Origin of the sequence: Lacrimispora sphenoides (assembly GCF_900105215.1) — a bacterium.
Taxonomy (GTDB): Bacteria; Bacillota; Clostridia; order Lachnospirales; family Lachnospiraceae; genus Lacrimispora; species Lacrimispora sphenoides_A.
In genome coordinates, this window is the sequence record NZ_FOIP01000002.1 from 2276723 (window position 1) to 2291170 (window position 14448).

The 14448-nt window shown below is 39.5% G+C and carries 16 protein-coding genes and 1 pseudogene; 4 read left to right on the forward strand and 13 right to left on the reverse strand.

Annotated features, from left to right (window positions below; all coding sequences use genetic code 11):
* Positions 1-40 precede the first annotated feature (40 nt).
* The 3 genes from BMW45_RS27285 to BMW45_RS28665 all read right to left on the reverse strand — a co-directional run bounded on the left by BMW45_RS27285 (position 41) and on the right by BMW45_RS28665 (position 4092).
* A complete protein-coding gene (locus BMW45_RS27285; RefSeq protein WP_092251090.1) occupies positions 41-1411 on the reverse strand; it encodes a PTS transporter subunit EIIC in 1371 nt (456 codons plus the stop codon).
* A 129-nt stretch (positions 1412-1540) separates the two neighbouring features.
* Positions 1541-2950 (reverse strand): glycoside hydrolase family 1 protein, encoded by a 1410-nt coding sequence (locus BMW45_RS27290; RefSeq protein ID WP_092251091.1) that lies wholly within the window; start codon positions 2948-2950, stop codon positions 1541-1543.
* A gap of 290 nt (positions 2951-3240) precedes the next feature.
* A complete protein-coding gene (locus tag BMW45_RS28665) occupies positions 3241-4092 on the reverse strand; it encodes an N-acetylmuramoyl-L-alanine amidase family protein (protein ID WP_092251092.1) in 852 nt (283 codons plus the stop codon).
* Between the two features lie 203 nt (positions 4093-4295).
* Here BMW45_RS28665 and BMW45_RS27300 point away from each other — a divergent pair, with 203 nt between their 5' ends.
* Complete coding sequence (locus tag BMW45_RS27300; RefSeq protein ID WP_092251093.1) at positions 4296-5078, forward strand: class I SAM-dependent methyltransferase; 783 nt, start codon at positions 4296-4298, stop codon at positions 5076-5078.
* Positions 5079-5146: 68 nt separating this feature from the next.
* Positions 5147-5575, forward strand: coding sequence for a hypothetical protein (locus BMW45_RS27305; protein ID WP_092251094.1), 429 nt, complete (start codon positions 5147-5149; stop codon positions 5573-5575).
* 362 nt (positions 5576-5937) lie between these two features.
* Here the strand turns inward: BMW45_RS27305 and BMW45_RS27310 are convergent, their stop codons facing one another.
* On the reverse strand, positions 5938-6876 hold the full coding sequence (locus BMW45_RS27310) for a UbiA family prenyltransferase (RefSeq protein WP_092251095.1): 939 nt from the start codon (positions 6874-6876) through the stop codon (positions 5938-5940).
* A gap of 312 nt (positions 6877-7188) precedes the next feature.
* Here BMW45_RS27310 and BMW45_RS27315 point away from each other — a divergent pair, with 312 nt between their 5' ends.
* The gene (locus BMW45_RS27315; RefSeq protein ID WP_092251096.1) at positions 7189-7737 is read left to right on the forward strand and encodes a GNAT family N-acetyltransferase; all 549 of its coding nucleotides are present in this window, start codon (positions 7189-7191) and stop codon (positions 7735-7737) included.
* A 137-nt stretch (positions 7738-7874) separates the two neighbouring features.
* Here BMW45_RS27315 and BMW45_RS27320 read toward each other — a convergent pair whose 3' ends face one another.
* Both BMW45_RS27320 and BMW45_RS27325 read right to left on the reverse strand, forming a co-directional pair.
* The gene (locus tag BMW45_RS27320) at positions 7875-8330 is read right to left on the reverse strand and encodes a GNAT family N-acetyltransferase (protein WP_092251210.1); all 456 of its coding nucleotides are present in this window, start codon (positions 8328-8330) and stop codon (positions 7875-7877) included.
* Between the two features lie 54 nt (positions 8331-8384).
* Entirely contained in the window at positions 8385-9038 is a 654-nt protein-coding gene (locus BMW45_RS27325; RefSeq protein WP_207649080.1) for a class I SAM-dependent methyltransferase, read from the reverse strand.
* 353 nt (positions 9039-9391) lie between these two features.
* On the opposite strand from BMW45_RS27325, the gene BMW45_RS27330 reads away from it, so the two are divergent.
* Positions 9392-10066 (forward strand): DUF5680 domain-containing protein, encoded by a 675-nt coding sequence (locus tag BMW45_RS27330; protein ID WP_092246026.1) that lies wholly within the window; start codon positions 9392-9394, stop codon positions 10064-10066.
* Between the two features lie 148 nt (positions 10067-10214).
* Here BMW45_RS27330 and BMW45_RS27335 read toward each other — a convergent pair whose 3' ends face one another.
* The 7 genes and pseudogenes from BMW45_RS27335 to BMW45_RS28680 all read right to left on the reverse strand — a co-directional run bounded on the left by BMW45_RS27335 (position 10215) and on the right by BMW45_RS28680 (position 14358).
* Positions 10215-10694, reverse strand: a complete 480-nt coding sequence (locus tag BMW45_RS27335; protein WP_143057054.1) for a hypothetical protein — start codon at positions 10692-10694, stop codon at positions 10215-10217.
* Positions 10695-10925: 231 nt separating this feature from the next.
* Positions 10926-11213, reverse strand: a complete 288-nt coding sequence (locus BMW45_RS27340; protein ID WP_092246020.1) for a DUF4491 family protein — start codon at positions 11211-11213, stop codon at positions 10926-10928.
* A 13-nt stretch (positions 11214-11226) separates the two neighbouring features.
* Complete coding sequence (locus BMW45_RS27345; RefSeq protein WP_092246017.1) at positions 11227-11622, reverse strand: YbaN family protein; 396 nt, start codon at positions 11620-11622, stop codon at positions 11227-11229.
* A 247-nt stretch (positions 11623-11869) separates the two neighbouring features.
* Positions 11870-12842: pseudogene (pta, locus tag BMW45_RS27350) on the reverse strand (phosphate acetyltransferase).
* 125 nt (positions 12843-12967) lie between these two features.
* On the reverse strand, positions 12968-13804 hold the full coding sequence (locus BMW45_RS28670; protein WP_242883269.1) for a HAMP domain-containing sensor histidine kinase: 837 nt from the start codon (positions 13802-13804) through the stop codon (positions 12968-12970).
* Entirely contained in the window at positions 13743-14183 is a 441-nt protein-coding gene (locus tag BMW45_RS28675) for a hypothetical protein (protein WP_242883271.1), read from the reverse strand. The genes BMW45_RS28670 and BMW45_RS28675 overlap by 62 nt, the downstream gene beginning before the upstream one ends.
* Positions 14155-14358: a hypothetical protein gene (locus BMW45_RS28680; RefSeq protein WP_242883273.1), complete on the reverse strand. Its 204-nt coding sequence runs from the start codon at positions 14356-14358 to the stop codon at positions 14155-14157. The genes BMW45_RS28675 and BMW45_RS28680 overlap by 29 nt, the downstream gene beginning before the upstream one ends.
* Between the last annotated feature and the right edge of the window lie 90 nt (positions 14359-14448).

Here is a 14448-nt window from a genome sequence, read left to right on the forward strand (position 1 = left end):
TTAAGACACCCTTATTTAAAAATTATTTTATTATATTTTATTACTCTGTTTTTGAAAGAATAATCTTGCATGATACAAAAGATACTGCAACTGCCACTACTGATACGATTGCGGCCAAAAAGAAATTCCCCAAGCCGCCATCTTTCTCAACAAAGAACAAAGCTGTTAATAATCCTGGGCATCCTCCCATAACATAGCTCTTTAATCCAAAGATACCAGCAACTAAACCAGCGCTTGCCGCTCCGATTGCAGTACCAATCAAAACTCTTGGCCTCATGATTAATGATCCATAAAATGCCGGTTCCGTAACTCCGCAAAGTGCAGTGATACCAAAAGATGTAATCATACCTTTTTTGCTTTTATCGTTTCGAATGGTTGTAGCTACTGCCAACGCACTCCCACCAATACACAGGTTCGAGATATATCCCATAACCATAATCGCCGGATCATATCCAATCGTCGCAACGCTGTTAAATCCAATCGGCATAATGGCTTTGTCTAATCCCAGCATGACCATGTAAGGGTAAACCACCGCAAAGATCGGCATGGCTATTCCGCCAATTGCACTCATTAAGTTTGTAATTCCAACACCTACATAAGTACTTAAAACAGTTCCTATCGGCCCTAAAATAATTAAAGTGACAGGGACAACAACGATCATTGTACATAATGGTTTCAAAAAGTATCTCACGGTTTCAGGAATATACTTCTGGAATAACTTGTCCACAAAATACATAAATCCAATGCCTAGCATAATCGGCAATACACTGCCTGTATATTCTACCACCGGAATACCAATTCCCAAGAAGCTTAATCCTGCTGCCCCGCTAATATTTGAACTAACTAAAAGGCCGCCTAAAAATGCGCCCATGATTGGTTCCATTTTTAAACGTTTCGCCATTGTAAATCCAATGTAAACCGGCAAAAAGGTAAACGCAGCACTGAAAATCGAAGTTAAAATAACCGCAGTACCAGAATCCATGGCAACACCAAAGTAGTTAACCAGTAAGTTTTTAAATGCCAGAATCATTCCGCCTGTAATCAGCGCAGGAACAATCGGCATAAAAACTGCGGCCATGAAGTTACCAAATTTATTAACATAGTACATCGCCTTTTTTTCTTCCGGTTCTTCCAGGGAAACTGTTTCGCTGGTTATGCCTTCTTTCCAGCCTGACACATCTAAGAAATCGTTATATGCTTCATTCACATTAGGCCCAATGATAATCTGGACCTGTCCGGCTTTGCTGACAATGCCCAGGACATTTTCAATTCCTTTTAATGCTTCTTCATTTACAAGTTTCTTGCTGTTGTAGTGTAAACGAAGCCTGGTTGCACAGTGCTCAACATGATTTAAGTTTTCTATACCACCGACATGTTCTAATACTTGCTTTGACATCTCAACATATTTCATTTTATTTTTCCTCCACCCATAATTATTCTTCAATAAAATTTATCATTATATAGCTATATCAAAATTTTTAAATCATGTTAACAGCCAAATCGTTATCCGTTACCATATTTGTATACTTCAATACCCTTTTTAGATGCCCCTTTTGGCTGCGATAAGCGCTTTATACCAGTAGTAGCTTTCCTTTGGAATTCGTCTGTTGTTGTTTTTAAAATCAACTCTGACAATTCCATACCGCTTTTCATAGCCATTAATCCAACTATAGAGATCCATGGAAGACCACATATAATACCCTTGTACATTGACGCCTTCTTCTTTCGCCTGTAACATGTAGTCGATAAATTCACTGCATATTTCTATTCTTTCAGTATCTTTCACATAGCCATTATCATCGGGAGTTTCATATTGACCGCATCCGTTTTCCGTGATATAAACCAAAATATCTCCATATTTTGCCTTGATTTCCTTTAAGGCATTGTACATACATTTTGGATAGACTTCTCTACCCCAAAGATTGCGTTTAACATCAGGGTCAAATGATGTTTCAAACAGATCCTTTATACGAATGCCTTCTTTGGATTTTGATCCTTTTCCCTTATTATTGTGGAAAATTTCTGTTTCACCCTCAGAATAATCGGTTATATACTGACGATTATAAAGATTTAAGCCAATATAATCGATCTTGCCTTTTTCAAAGGCAGGAATATCTTCTTCATAAATAAATGAAGCATCGACATGATTATCCTCTAACACCTTGCTTAGTTCAGCCGGAATTTTACCAAATACGGCGGTATCTAAAACCATACGGTTGTAAAAAATATCAGCTCTTAATTTTACTAATTCTTTTTCTTTCGTGTCAGGGTCTAATTCAACATTTCCATTGTCATGAACAATCCCAATGATTCCTTTCATACCTAACACTTTATAGCTTTGAACGGCTTTCGCACTACCCAGCATCAGGTTATAAAGAACGTTCCAAAAGCGACTGAAATCAGCCTTGTAGTTTGGCGGATAATTTCCTACAACATAGCTGCAGTACGCATAATATCTTGGTTCATTGATCGTAGACCAAATCTTAACCCGGTCTCCAAAGTTTTCAAAGCACACTTTTGCATATTGATTAAAAGCATCTACAACTTTTCGGTTCTCCCATCCGCCGATTTTAGCCATCTCATTGGGGAGGTCGTAATGAAATAATGTCACATTAGGAGTAATTCCTTTTTCCATACAATAGTTAATAACATTGTTATAAAATTCAATACCTTTCGGATTGACCTCGCCAACTCCCCGCGGAATGATTCTGGCCCATGAGATTGAGAATCTATAAGTATTTTGGTTTCCTTCTGCCATCAGGTCTATATCTTCTTTAAACCTATGGTAAAAATCACTGGCAACGTCACCATCTTCATTGTTAATATTCAGAGAACTTTCATGGTTAAAGACATCCCATTCATTTAAGCCTTTCCCATCTTCGTCCCAACCTCCTTCACATTGATAAGCAGCGGTTGCCGAGCCCCATAAAAAATTTCCTTTGATACTCATGTTTTTTCTGTATTCCTCTCTTAAACAATTATCGCAAAACGTTTTACACTTTTTATTATAATCTTTTTAAAAATTTCATGTAGTTCAGAATACGAACGATTTTATAGCCGGCTTTAGCTTTCGTTATCTATAATAAAAAAAGCATTAAGGTGAGGGGACTTCTTTCACCTTAATGCTTATTTTATTTAACTATTTTTTGTTTTGAAATTAGTTTTAGATTGGTTTTGCAATGGTTTTTATATGGCTTGACAATCAAGCCATTATCTCCTTCCCCCGGCTTGGATTTGCTGTTATCTTAATACGCCGTTTTCATCGGGAATAAATGTCTTGGCTGATGTAAGCATGCGGCCATCTTTTTGAAGATAGTATGTTTTGCCTTCCAGGGTGATGAATCCTGTTCTCATAATTCCACTCTCAGGATCCAAGTAATACCAGTTACCATTATCTTTCAGCCAGCCTGTATATGATAGGCCATTGTTATCATAAAAATACCAGTTGCCGTCCTTTTTTACCCAGCCGGTCTGCATATCCGATGTGACGGAATTTGGGAATACCATGATTTTTGAAATCGCATTATCCGTTGACCAGACAAGGCAATTACGTCCTTTTGTCAGGTCATGGACTGTAACAATGTTACGGGTTAAATATGGAAACAGGTTACTTTGCTCTGTTATCCTGTATTGTTTCCCTGTATCAGAGGTAAGGGTGCCCGTCTTCCCATCTGAGTTTATAGACATAGACGCTACCGTTATGTATTCCGGAACCTGATAATCAGCCGGGATTTTACAAAGCACTGTAAAGGCATTTGTCATAGGCGGCAGACTCATAGTCATAACCGGACTAATGTCAGCATAAATAAATTCTCCTTCCTGTATTTGTTCAACTGCTTCAGGATCTCCGCTGACGGCGTTTAAAATTTTCGACTCAGAGGAAAGGTTCAAAATGATTTCCTGGTCTGCACTGGCACCGTCTTTCCTTATCATACGGAGTCTGTTTTCGGATACCTGGGTAACTGTTCCGTAAATACGTATGGAGCTTGGCAATGAAGTCTGTTCCTCTGCTTGTGTTGTAAAAGCACTCGCCGACAGGACTAATGCTAAGGAGCTAATACCGGTTAACAGTAACTTTAAATATTTCTTCATGTTTTGTCCTCCTTCATCTTTATAAGAATAGTATAACAGCAGATCCCATATTTTGGCATTACGATATATTTACAATTTACTTAATGATCGTTAGGATTTAGTCAATTTCCTTACATTGGGAACTTATTATTGATCGTTAGCAAGTTCGATGGTACTATTATAATAAAGATTATTTATGTAACTGCAGGGGTGGGGGATGATTTATGCCAGTAATCAAAGGGTTGGAATGGACTTTTAACACTGAGGCCGAAAAATATGAAAAGATGCGCCCTGGTTATGTTCCAGAACTATACGAAGATATTTTTAATTATATTGCAATTGATAAAACCAGTAATGTTTTGGAGGTTGGAATCGGTGGAGGGCAAGCAACATTACCGATTCTAAAAACAGGCTGCAAGATAACCGCTGTGGAATATGGTGAAAATTTCACAAAATTATGTCGTCAGAAATTTAAGGAATTTTCGACTTTTTCAACCGTAACAGCAAAATTTGAATACCTTGTGTACGATAAAAATATTTATGATTTAATCTATTCTGCATCTGCATTTCACTGGATACCAGAAGAAATTGGGTATACAAAAGTTTTTGATATGCTAAAAAGCGGCGGTGTCTTTGCTCGTTTTGCAAATCATCCATACAAAGATAAAGGCAGAGAAGAAATTCATGAGGCACTTCAGAAGATATATTCTATATATATGCCTGGTGCTGTAAGTGCCAATGAATACAGTGAGAATGAAGCTAAAAAACTTGCGGATATGGCTCAGAAATACGGTTTTGTTGATATAAGTTATAAATTATATCATAGAACAAGATCCTTTACAGCAAGTGAATACATATCGCTACTCGGTACTTATTCCGACCACATTGCTATTGAAGAGCATACCAGAAAAAAGTTCTTTTCAGAAATTGAAGAAACGATTCATAATTTTGGCGGCCAAATCGCTATATATGATACTATCGATTTACAGCTTGCGAGGAAACCATAATATTCTTTTGTTAGAATAATGCGAATATAATTTATTTAACAACCAAATTCAATACTTAGGAGGTTTAGATGATTTCAGACAAAAATAAGGATTGGAAAAATAGCTTTCCTCTGATGATTTGTGCTATCATTATAGCAGTCGGATTTATTATTGCTGCATTGGTTTTTGCGAACATTATGGCTGACCGCCCTATGATGGGCAATTTTAACGGTAGTATATCATCGAATAGCTATACGTATCCCGATCTTATGGAAATTGATGTTTTGCAGCAATATTTGGGTATATATCCGTCTCATGATGAATACGATAACGAAGGTTATGGTGATAACTATGACAAAATAGACAGTAAACTTCGTTCCGATTTGCAAAATAATATTTTGAATGGAGTTTGGCCAGAGTTCCCTTATGTACAGATTAACGACCGGCTTTATTTTAGTAAGCAAGCAGTTGATGATTGGTTTGCTGAACAAAGTAAACAACAACTTCGTATTAAATAAACATTATATGAAGCAGATAAACTTCAGATCAATAATGGTAATCATAGATAACTAATTAATCAGTAATTGATATGCTTCCCTTATATAAACAGCTTAACTATAAAACTGTTTATATAAGGGAAGCATATTTTCATGTCTGGATAACTTTCTTATATTATTAAATAAAAAAATCGGAAATTGGGGGATTTAAAAATGAAAAAAGAATTCAAACGGTGTCCGTAAAATTAACAAATCTGAGTTATATGGATTTTCATGGAATGAGTACGTTCTTACAATACCTTCCCCTCTTATTGTGGTAACTAGCTATAATGATAATGGAAAACCAAACGTTACAATGAAGTCCTGGTCAATAAAGTTTCCCATCAAAGAAATAAACCACTTAAAAAGATCACCAGAGTTTGAGTACCCACAATGATAATATAATTCTGTACCGAAAGGACAAAGGTCTTTTCTTTGATATGTTCCGCTCTGAAGCGGCAGATGTTTTTATGCACAGGAATAATGGTGATTAACGCCAGCAGACAGATCGGGGATAAGATCCCCAGCGCAACAGACGCCGCCCATGTCAAATAAGTTACATAATATAGTCCGGCAAAAACTCCCAATGCATTTTTGCCGAAAAAGTAAGGTAGCGTATAACGCCCTACCGTAATATCCTTTTCCAGATCGCAGATATTGTTAGCCAGCATAATGTTGGCAGTCGCACAGATTGGCCCTGCTGAAACTAAAAGCAGAGAAAACGCAGGCGCAATATTTAAAACGAACCGGATTGCATGCCAATCCACTGCCAAGGTCAGGAACGTTCCTGACGGCATGTTCATATAAAGCATCAAAAAGGGAATAAACAGACCATAAAACAGTCCTGAAAAAATCTCTCCCAAGGGTAAACGGGAAATTGGAACCGGCCCCCAGGTATAAAACACGCCGCAGAGAAAGCACAGTCCGCCCAACAGCAGCACGACCAAATCCGTGCGGTACGCCAGTGTAAGACCCAAAGCAGCGCTTATGCCGAACAGCAGATAAATAATAAGCTTTGCTATGCCCCGTGAAAAAGGCAGCTTTTGACCATTCGTTTTGGTGTCAATATAGTTATTAATCGCGGTTGTCGTTAGGTCGAACAAAAACATAGAACAAAAAAACAAAACTGTACGTTCCATATTTACCGGCTGCCTGCGGTAAAACAGATAAGCCAGAGACATAAGAAACGGAATCAGACTTGTGATCTTGGTACGTATCTCAGTAAATTCAAGAAACTTTTTCATATTAGAATGATAATCAACTTCAGCGGTCTTTGTTTGCATTGCAATCCTCTTTCATCTATTAATCAAATGGTTTAATGGGGACTTCCTAAACGAAACATATTATATCCGTATAGGAATCCTTTCGATCACAAATAAAATTGTGCTCGTCAATATTATAACAATACTGAAAAAAATAGTCAAATCAATCAGTATGATTGCAAACACCAGAAAGGCTTAACTACTGTAGGATTTATAGGACCACGGTATATTGGAAATTTATATTGATTGGTGATACTTTTTTTGATAATATGAAATTTACTATAAGAAATCTAAGTAAAATTAAAATAAATAAGGATATCACGGAGGATCATAATGAGAATAGAGGAAACTACATACATATCTAACAATGGTAAAAAAGTTGTTTTAAGAAGTCCTGAGATATCCGACTCCAAAGATTTACTTGAATACTTAGTGAAATGCGCTGGTGAGACCGACTATTTGGGGAGATATCCTGAGGAAATTAACAGCACTCTGGAGGAACAGGATTCTCATATCTTCAAATATCTGGAAGATAAAAAAGGCTTAGAAATCTCAGCATTTGTAGACAATAAGCTGGTTGCTAATGGGACTATTTATTGCATTAGGGAAAATATGAAAACAAAGCACAGAGCTGGTTATGGAATTGCAGTGTTAAAAGATTACTGGGATCTGGGAATCGGTCATATGTTAACAAAATGCTGCCTCGATCATGCAAAAAAGCTAGGATATGAACAGGTCGAGCTTCAAGTCGTTGCATGCAATAAAAGAGCAGCCCATGTATATAAACAACATGGATTTAAGATATGCGGGACAATTGAAAATGCCGAAAAATTAAAGGATGGTACGTATCGGGATCTACTTATGATGATATGTAAATTATAGGATTGCTATATGTAAAGGGGTGTATCAATTAAAAATAGAAAAAGCAGAATATGAGGATTTAAAAGATACACTTGAATTTATCAGAGGACTGCCGCTTATGGTATTAAGTTAGCAGTCCTCTGAAGTGTCTCTAAGATTTATCGTTTTAATAAAAAATGTGCTACCGGAACATTTCCATCCATTTCTGTACTACTTACTATAAAACCGCATTTTTCTGTATAAAACTTTATGTTTTCCTCTTTATCCGCAGGGGTTACCAATGTTATCTTTTTCCAATCGCAATAAAAGTCCAGAATATGGTGAAATGCGTGTGTGCCAATTCCTTTGCCCTGATATTCAGGAATAATGCAAAGACATCCCAAATAATACTCTCCATCTCCTCTGTCAGCAATTGAAATAGCTCCAATGGGATTGTTTACGCTGTAAATAATTAGTTTTTGAGACTTTTCAATCGATGCTTCCATTTCTTCTCTTGTTTTACCATAAGCAGGACATTCCCCATACTTAACATAATCAGTATAGAATGCTGCATTATAAATATTGATTAATAAATCTACATCTTTCTTTTCAGCTCTTATATATCTCAATCCCATAATACTTTTCATCCAATCTAAAATTTTCACCTCTTGCATGTAAGGAAATAACAATCATTTATATGCTTTCAAAATGTTCGTACTTTGCCATTTATTCAGTAGTTCGACTTTTGAAAATCCTCCGGAGAGTAACGCTTCTGTTTCATGCGCTCGTGTAAGCGGTGTATCATAGTGATAGAACTCACTGTCACATATTCCCAATTCTTTTTTCAACCGGGAAAGCTCTAAAAAGTTATTCTTTTCTTCCTCATCATTTTCAGCCATATAGTCCGTTAAAATAAAATATCCGCCCTCTCTCAACGAACCATGCAGCTTTTTATAAAGCAGGATTTTCTGTTCCATAGTGAAATGATGCAATGATTCCACAGAAACGGCAGCATCAAATACTTTTTCACCAAAAGGAACCTCAAAATATGAACCATTGATAAGCGTAAGCTGTTTGTCTGGAAATTTGGCCTTAAGTGCTTTTAACATCCCATTTGCCAAATCGATTCCTGTTATGGCAGCAAGTGGATTAAGCATAAAATATTCGTTCAATTCAAGCCCTGTCCCACAGCCCAAATCGAGTACTTTACAGCCTTCGGCCATAGGCAGCTGGGATGCCGTATAGGGATAAAATATTTTTGCAGAATCAATAGCATTAAGCTGGTGATCCTCATACCCATCTAAACGACTATCAAAAAATTCTTCCATCTTTTCAAGTTTCATTACAATCCCCCCCATATGATCAATCAAATAAGTTTTAAGAATATACTACCATCTAACATACGAACTATCAATATTTGTTACTGAATGTACATCAAATTTCAGCTTATTTATTCGTGATAAGTAAATCATAACATGAATAGGTATAATCCTTAAAAAATTCAATATTGGATAACAGAGTATAATACTTTTCACCTAAAACTGCCAGCTATCCATATATCGCTCTCATACAAAAATGCCAACGGCACTTATTAATTACAATAAGCAAGTAAAAGTAGCAAAAAAGCAACCAGCAGGGACTACAAAAGTACAAGTCAAATATGGTAAGATAGAAAAAAACACGGAGGTGGATTTCTATGATTTTTCCGGAAAAATTACAGCTACTAAGAAAAAGCAAAGGCATAACGCAGGAGGAACTAGCTGAAAAAGTTTCCGTATCCCGTCAAGCCATAACAAAATGGGAAAGCGGCCAGGCATATCCTGACATTTCCAATCTCATCAGTATATCAGAATTTTTTAAAGTTACGATTGACCATTTGGTAAAAGATAATGATTCCTGCATTACTTCTATCGTCAAGGAAGATTCCTGCGACAGTAATGAATTAATTGATTTTCTTATTAAGGCAAAATGTAATACTTATGCTGCGAAAGGAAGAGAATGTGCCTCTTCAAGGCCAAGCTCCCATGATTTACGTTATGAAGAAGGCGTCTTCTTGTATTTAGACACGTATATCGGCGGTGAGTGTTTTTCCGGAGAAGAAGCCGTGTGGAAAAACAGCATTCCAATCTATGCAATGAATTACTCCGGTCGGGTAATAAGCAGTAATTTTAACAGCGACTTTTTAAAGGCGGTCTTATTAGCGGTACCCCGGGATAAACCCTTCCGCGGTCCTGACTTCTATCAAGAGCATGATTATCTTTATAAATGCAAGGTATGCGGAGATTTCAAATGGTATCAGGGATACGAAGAAATATACTATAAGAATTTACAGGTTTATGAGTGTTATTTTCATGGAGGAATCGTAAAGTGAGATAATCAGCACAATGCCTGTATTTACAATTTATCACTATGGCTGCCCTCATAAGTATCGAACCATGTATTAGAATGAGAACAGTCTATACCTATATCCAATTTGGCATAATCCTTATTTTCCTTCCGGTTCATGGCAATTCCCTTTCCTATATCTCATATAATATTAATATCAACATCCGGAAAGGAAGTAAAAACATGCCCCCATTCCCACCTACCGATAGATCGCCAACCTCACCTATTGATAGACCCCAAAGACCCCCATCCCCGCCTACTGGCAGGCCGCCATCTCCACCTACCGGCAGGCCGCCATCTCCACCTACCGGCAGGCCGCCATCTCCACCTACTGGCAGGCCGCCATCTCCACCTACCGGCAGGCCTCCATCTCCACCTACCGGCAGGCCTCCATCTCCACCTACTGGCAGGCCTCCATCTCCACCTACTGGCAGGCCACCATCTCCACCTACTGGCAGGCCGCCATCTCCACCTACTGGAAGGCCACCATCTCCACCTACTGGAAGGCCACCTGGAGGAGGCGGTCCGGTACCTATGGGACCTCCACCATCCAGCGTTCCCCGAAGGCCTGGCCCTCCAAGCCCTGGAGTCAGATTTGTCAATCCTGGTTCCATGAGAAATTGCATTGGACGTTTTACTTATGTATGGTTAAGCAACGGATTAGAGTTTTGGTTTTTCCCAGTTCAGATCTGGGCAAATACCGTCGCAGGATTCCGTTGGGACCGAAGATTTGGTTGGTCATATACCGGAATATCACTAAACCGAATCGATATGTTTTCTTGCACCTGACGGCCATTTCTTCACAATTCAAAAAGCGATCCTTTATGGATCGTTTTTTGTTTACATTACCATTTTCTTTTAGGATTTCTGGGGAACCAGCCCTTTTCCACCCTCTCTTTCTGCTCTTTAAGCTCCTTTATACTCCATAAAAGCGAGAAGCCCAAAACTGCCAAAAGTGCGGATAATACTACCTTAGCGCATGCAAGAGAGAAACCGATACACAAGATTCCCCCTATCAGAAAAAGCGGCCAGATTCTGCTGCTAAAGTAATATTCTGCCTTGATAACAACAGGATGTAATAATCCGATGATAAGAAATGTTCCGATACCGATAAGAATTCCATTATAATTCATATTTGTCACCAACCTATCCCTTTGTAGTCGTTTCTGTTCTGCCTGCCTGACGCGTTTTAATAACAAAGATAAAAACATAATTGTGCAGAATAAAGGCTGCGATAAGAAGCAGACGTACAGCCATATTTCCGATCAATAGAAAGGAGATAAACATCATCAATCCTGCGGCAGTCTGAATGATAAGCTTCTGCTTTCTTGTCATTGACCGGTCATATTCATACCCTTTCACGTATTTTGCATACAGACCTGTGCCTCTGAACCAGCAATTGAGCTTTTCAGAGCTTTTTGTAAAACAGAGCAAGGCCAGCAGGAAGAACGGTGTGGCAGGCAGGCCAGGTACCACCGTTCCCATAACTCCCAGGGCCATGGCAGCGATTCCAATAGAAGCATATATTACTTTTTTTAACAAGCAAGACCCTCCTGTTCATTCCCCGCTGAAGCTTCCTGCAGTCCGGATATGTTTATCATGATCTATATAATAGTATTGGAGCTATGAGTTGATTATTCGTGCCGCCGCATCGGTATCTGGCAATATGCATTGTCGTAGGTATCTCCCGTTTTTCATGTTTTTACAACTTAAAAATCGCCAAAAGCATCACAAGACTCCATTCTGATGCTTTTGGCGCTTCAAGTTATCTCTACATTTTAAAGCAGGCTTATAGCAAAGCCGCTGTTATAATTGACATTTTATAAACCTCATCAGCATTGCATCCTCTTGAGAGATCATTGATCGGAGCATTGAGACCCTGCAGAATGGGGCCGAAAGCTTCAAAGCCTCCTAAGCGCTGCGCAATTTTATAGCCGATATTGCCGGCATCAATATCCGGGAAAATGAATGTGTTGGCATGTCCGGCTACATGAGAGTCCGGGGCCTTTACCTTCGCTACTGTGGGAGAAAAAGCGGCATCAAACTGCAGCTCACCATCTACCGGAAAGTCTAAATTCATTGCCTTCAATTTCTCAGCCGCATTGTGCATTTTATCAACGGATTCGCCTTTTCCGGAACCAAGCGTACTGTAGGAAAGCAGTGCGACATTGGGATTAATGGAGAAAGTACCGGCTGTTCTGGCTGTCTCCAATACAATTTCTACCAGCTCGTTTTCATCGGGATCAACATTAATGGCGCAATCAGCCATCGCATACATTTCACTGCCGCTTTCTGTCTGCCGGTATAGAATAAAGCAGCTGGAAACAATTTTGCTGCCAGGTCTGGCTTTAATCAGCTGCAAAGCCGGTCTTACCGTATCAGCAGTCGAATAGGTTGCTCCGCCTAACAAACAGTCTGCTTTTCTCATTTTGACCAACATGGTTCCGAAATAATTGGATTTTTCAAGTGCTGCCCGGCAGGCTGCTTCATCCATCTTACCCTTTCTCAATTCTACCATTTTGGCTACCATTTCTTCTAATCCTTCATAATTAAGTGGATCAATTTTTTCAATGCCATCGACGGGCCAGCCAAATTCTTTTGCCAGCTGCGTCTATTTTACCAGGATTGCCAAGAAGGACCGGCGTAAGAACACCTTCATTGTAAAGGCGGCTGGCTGCTTCCAGGATTCTTGGATCAGTGCCTTCGGTAAATACGATTTTTCTTTTTTGAACTTTCAATGCGGCAACCATATTTTCGAACATATTCATTTCCTCCTCTGGTTATTTGATACTTATTTTATCAAGTATAAACCAAATCACATGAATAAATCAATAACGTTTCCCTAACTGCCCAAAACTTATCAATATAATCTCTCATACCGTTGGTTTCATTTGCCTTCCTTTGGAATGCTTACTGTAAAACAACTGCCCTGCTCTTTTACGCTCTCCGCCGTCACAGTTCCATCATGGGCGGCGACAATGGACTTAACAATAGCAAGACCGATTCCGGCGCCTCCGAATTTCCGGTTCCTGGATTTGTCGGTTCTGTAAAAGCGCTCAAAGATTAACGGCAACTCCGCTTCAGGAATTCCAATTCCCGTGTCCTTTACCTTAACAATCCCCCACCGGTCCGTTTCATATACTTTAATCTCTATAGCTCCGCCCTCCGGCGTGTATTTGACGGCATTGGAAAGCAGATTGGCCACGACCTGGCTGAATCTGTTTTTATCCGCTTCAGCAAAGACCGGACTGCCCTCTATGGAAAGAGATAAGTTCTTCTTGCTGATTTCTCCCTCCATCGTATCTGACACCGTTTGTACAATCTCCAGCAAATCGATCCGGGTTTTATTTAAGACCAGGTTTTCACTCTCTATCTTCGCCAGCTGCCCCAAATCCTCAACCAGCGTTCCAAGACGCATTACCTCCTCATGGCAGCTTTTCAGCCGTTCAGGGGTTGCATCCCATAAACCTTCGATCATGGCTTCCAAATGGGAACTCAAGGCAGTCAGCGGTGTACGCAGTTCATGAGCCACATCTGCAGTCATCTGTTTGCGCAGTCCTTCCTGTGTTTTAAGGGCATCGGAGAGATGATTGATTGCGTCTGCAAGATCATCAAGCTCCCGTATCCTTGTACCTGGCTCGAACCGGATGTCATAGTTGCCTTTAGATATTTGTTTGGCAATATAAGCCGTTTTTTGTGACTGGACGGGATATTCTTCGGGCAAGGAGACACCCTACCACCACTGAGCAGGCGCTGGACAAGATTCCTATGACAAGAAGGACTGTATTCATGACATTGATAAAATTGAAATCAGCCTCATTCATAAAGAACGGACCGTAATACTTAATAGAGACTGCTCCCACCTTTTTCCCATTCTGATCAATTTCAAAGGTGTGGTCCACAAAGCCGCCCTCAGTGCCCCTCTCTTCCATACGCGCTGATATCTCATTCATAATCTGACCGCATAGGCTCATGTCATGGTTTTCCGCATCCCATACCATGTTTCCTCCTGCGTCGTACAGTTTCACGATATACCCGTCATACAAGGCATTCATGCCGATGGCATGAACGTAGTCAAGCTTCCAGTTCCGTTTTGAATCCATCGTACTGCCTGCTTAAATCATCTACAATATTTTCCCTGCGCTCCCGCCCAAGTTCCGTGATATACTTCTCAAACTCCCGGTTAATAACCCAGTTGGAAAGAAGGCCAATCAGTCCAATAGTGACCAGAAGCGTCAGCAAAATAGAAAGAGACAGCTGTTTTCTTAGGCTCTTCAATCTCCATCCCCTCCGAATTTATATCCCAGCCCCGGGATCGTCCGCACATACACCGGGTTTTTGGGATCGTCCTCAACCTTTTTTCTAATG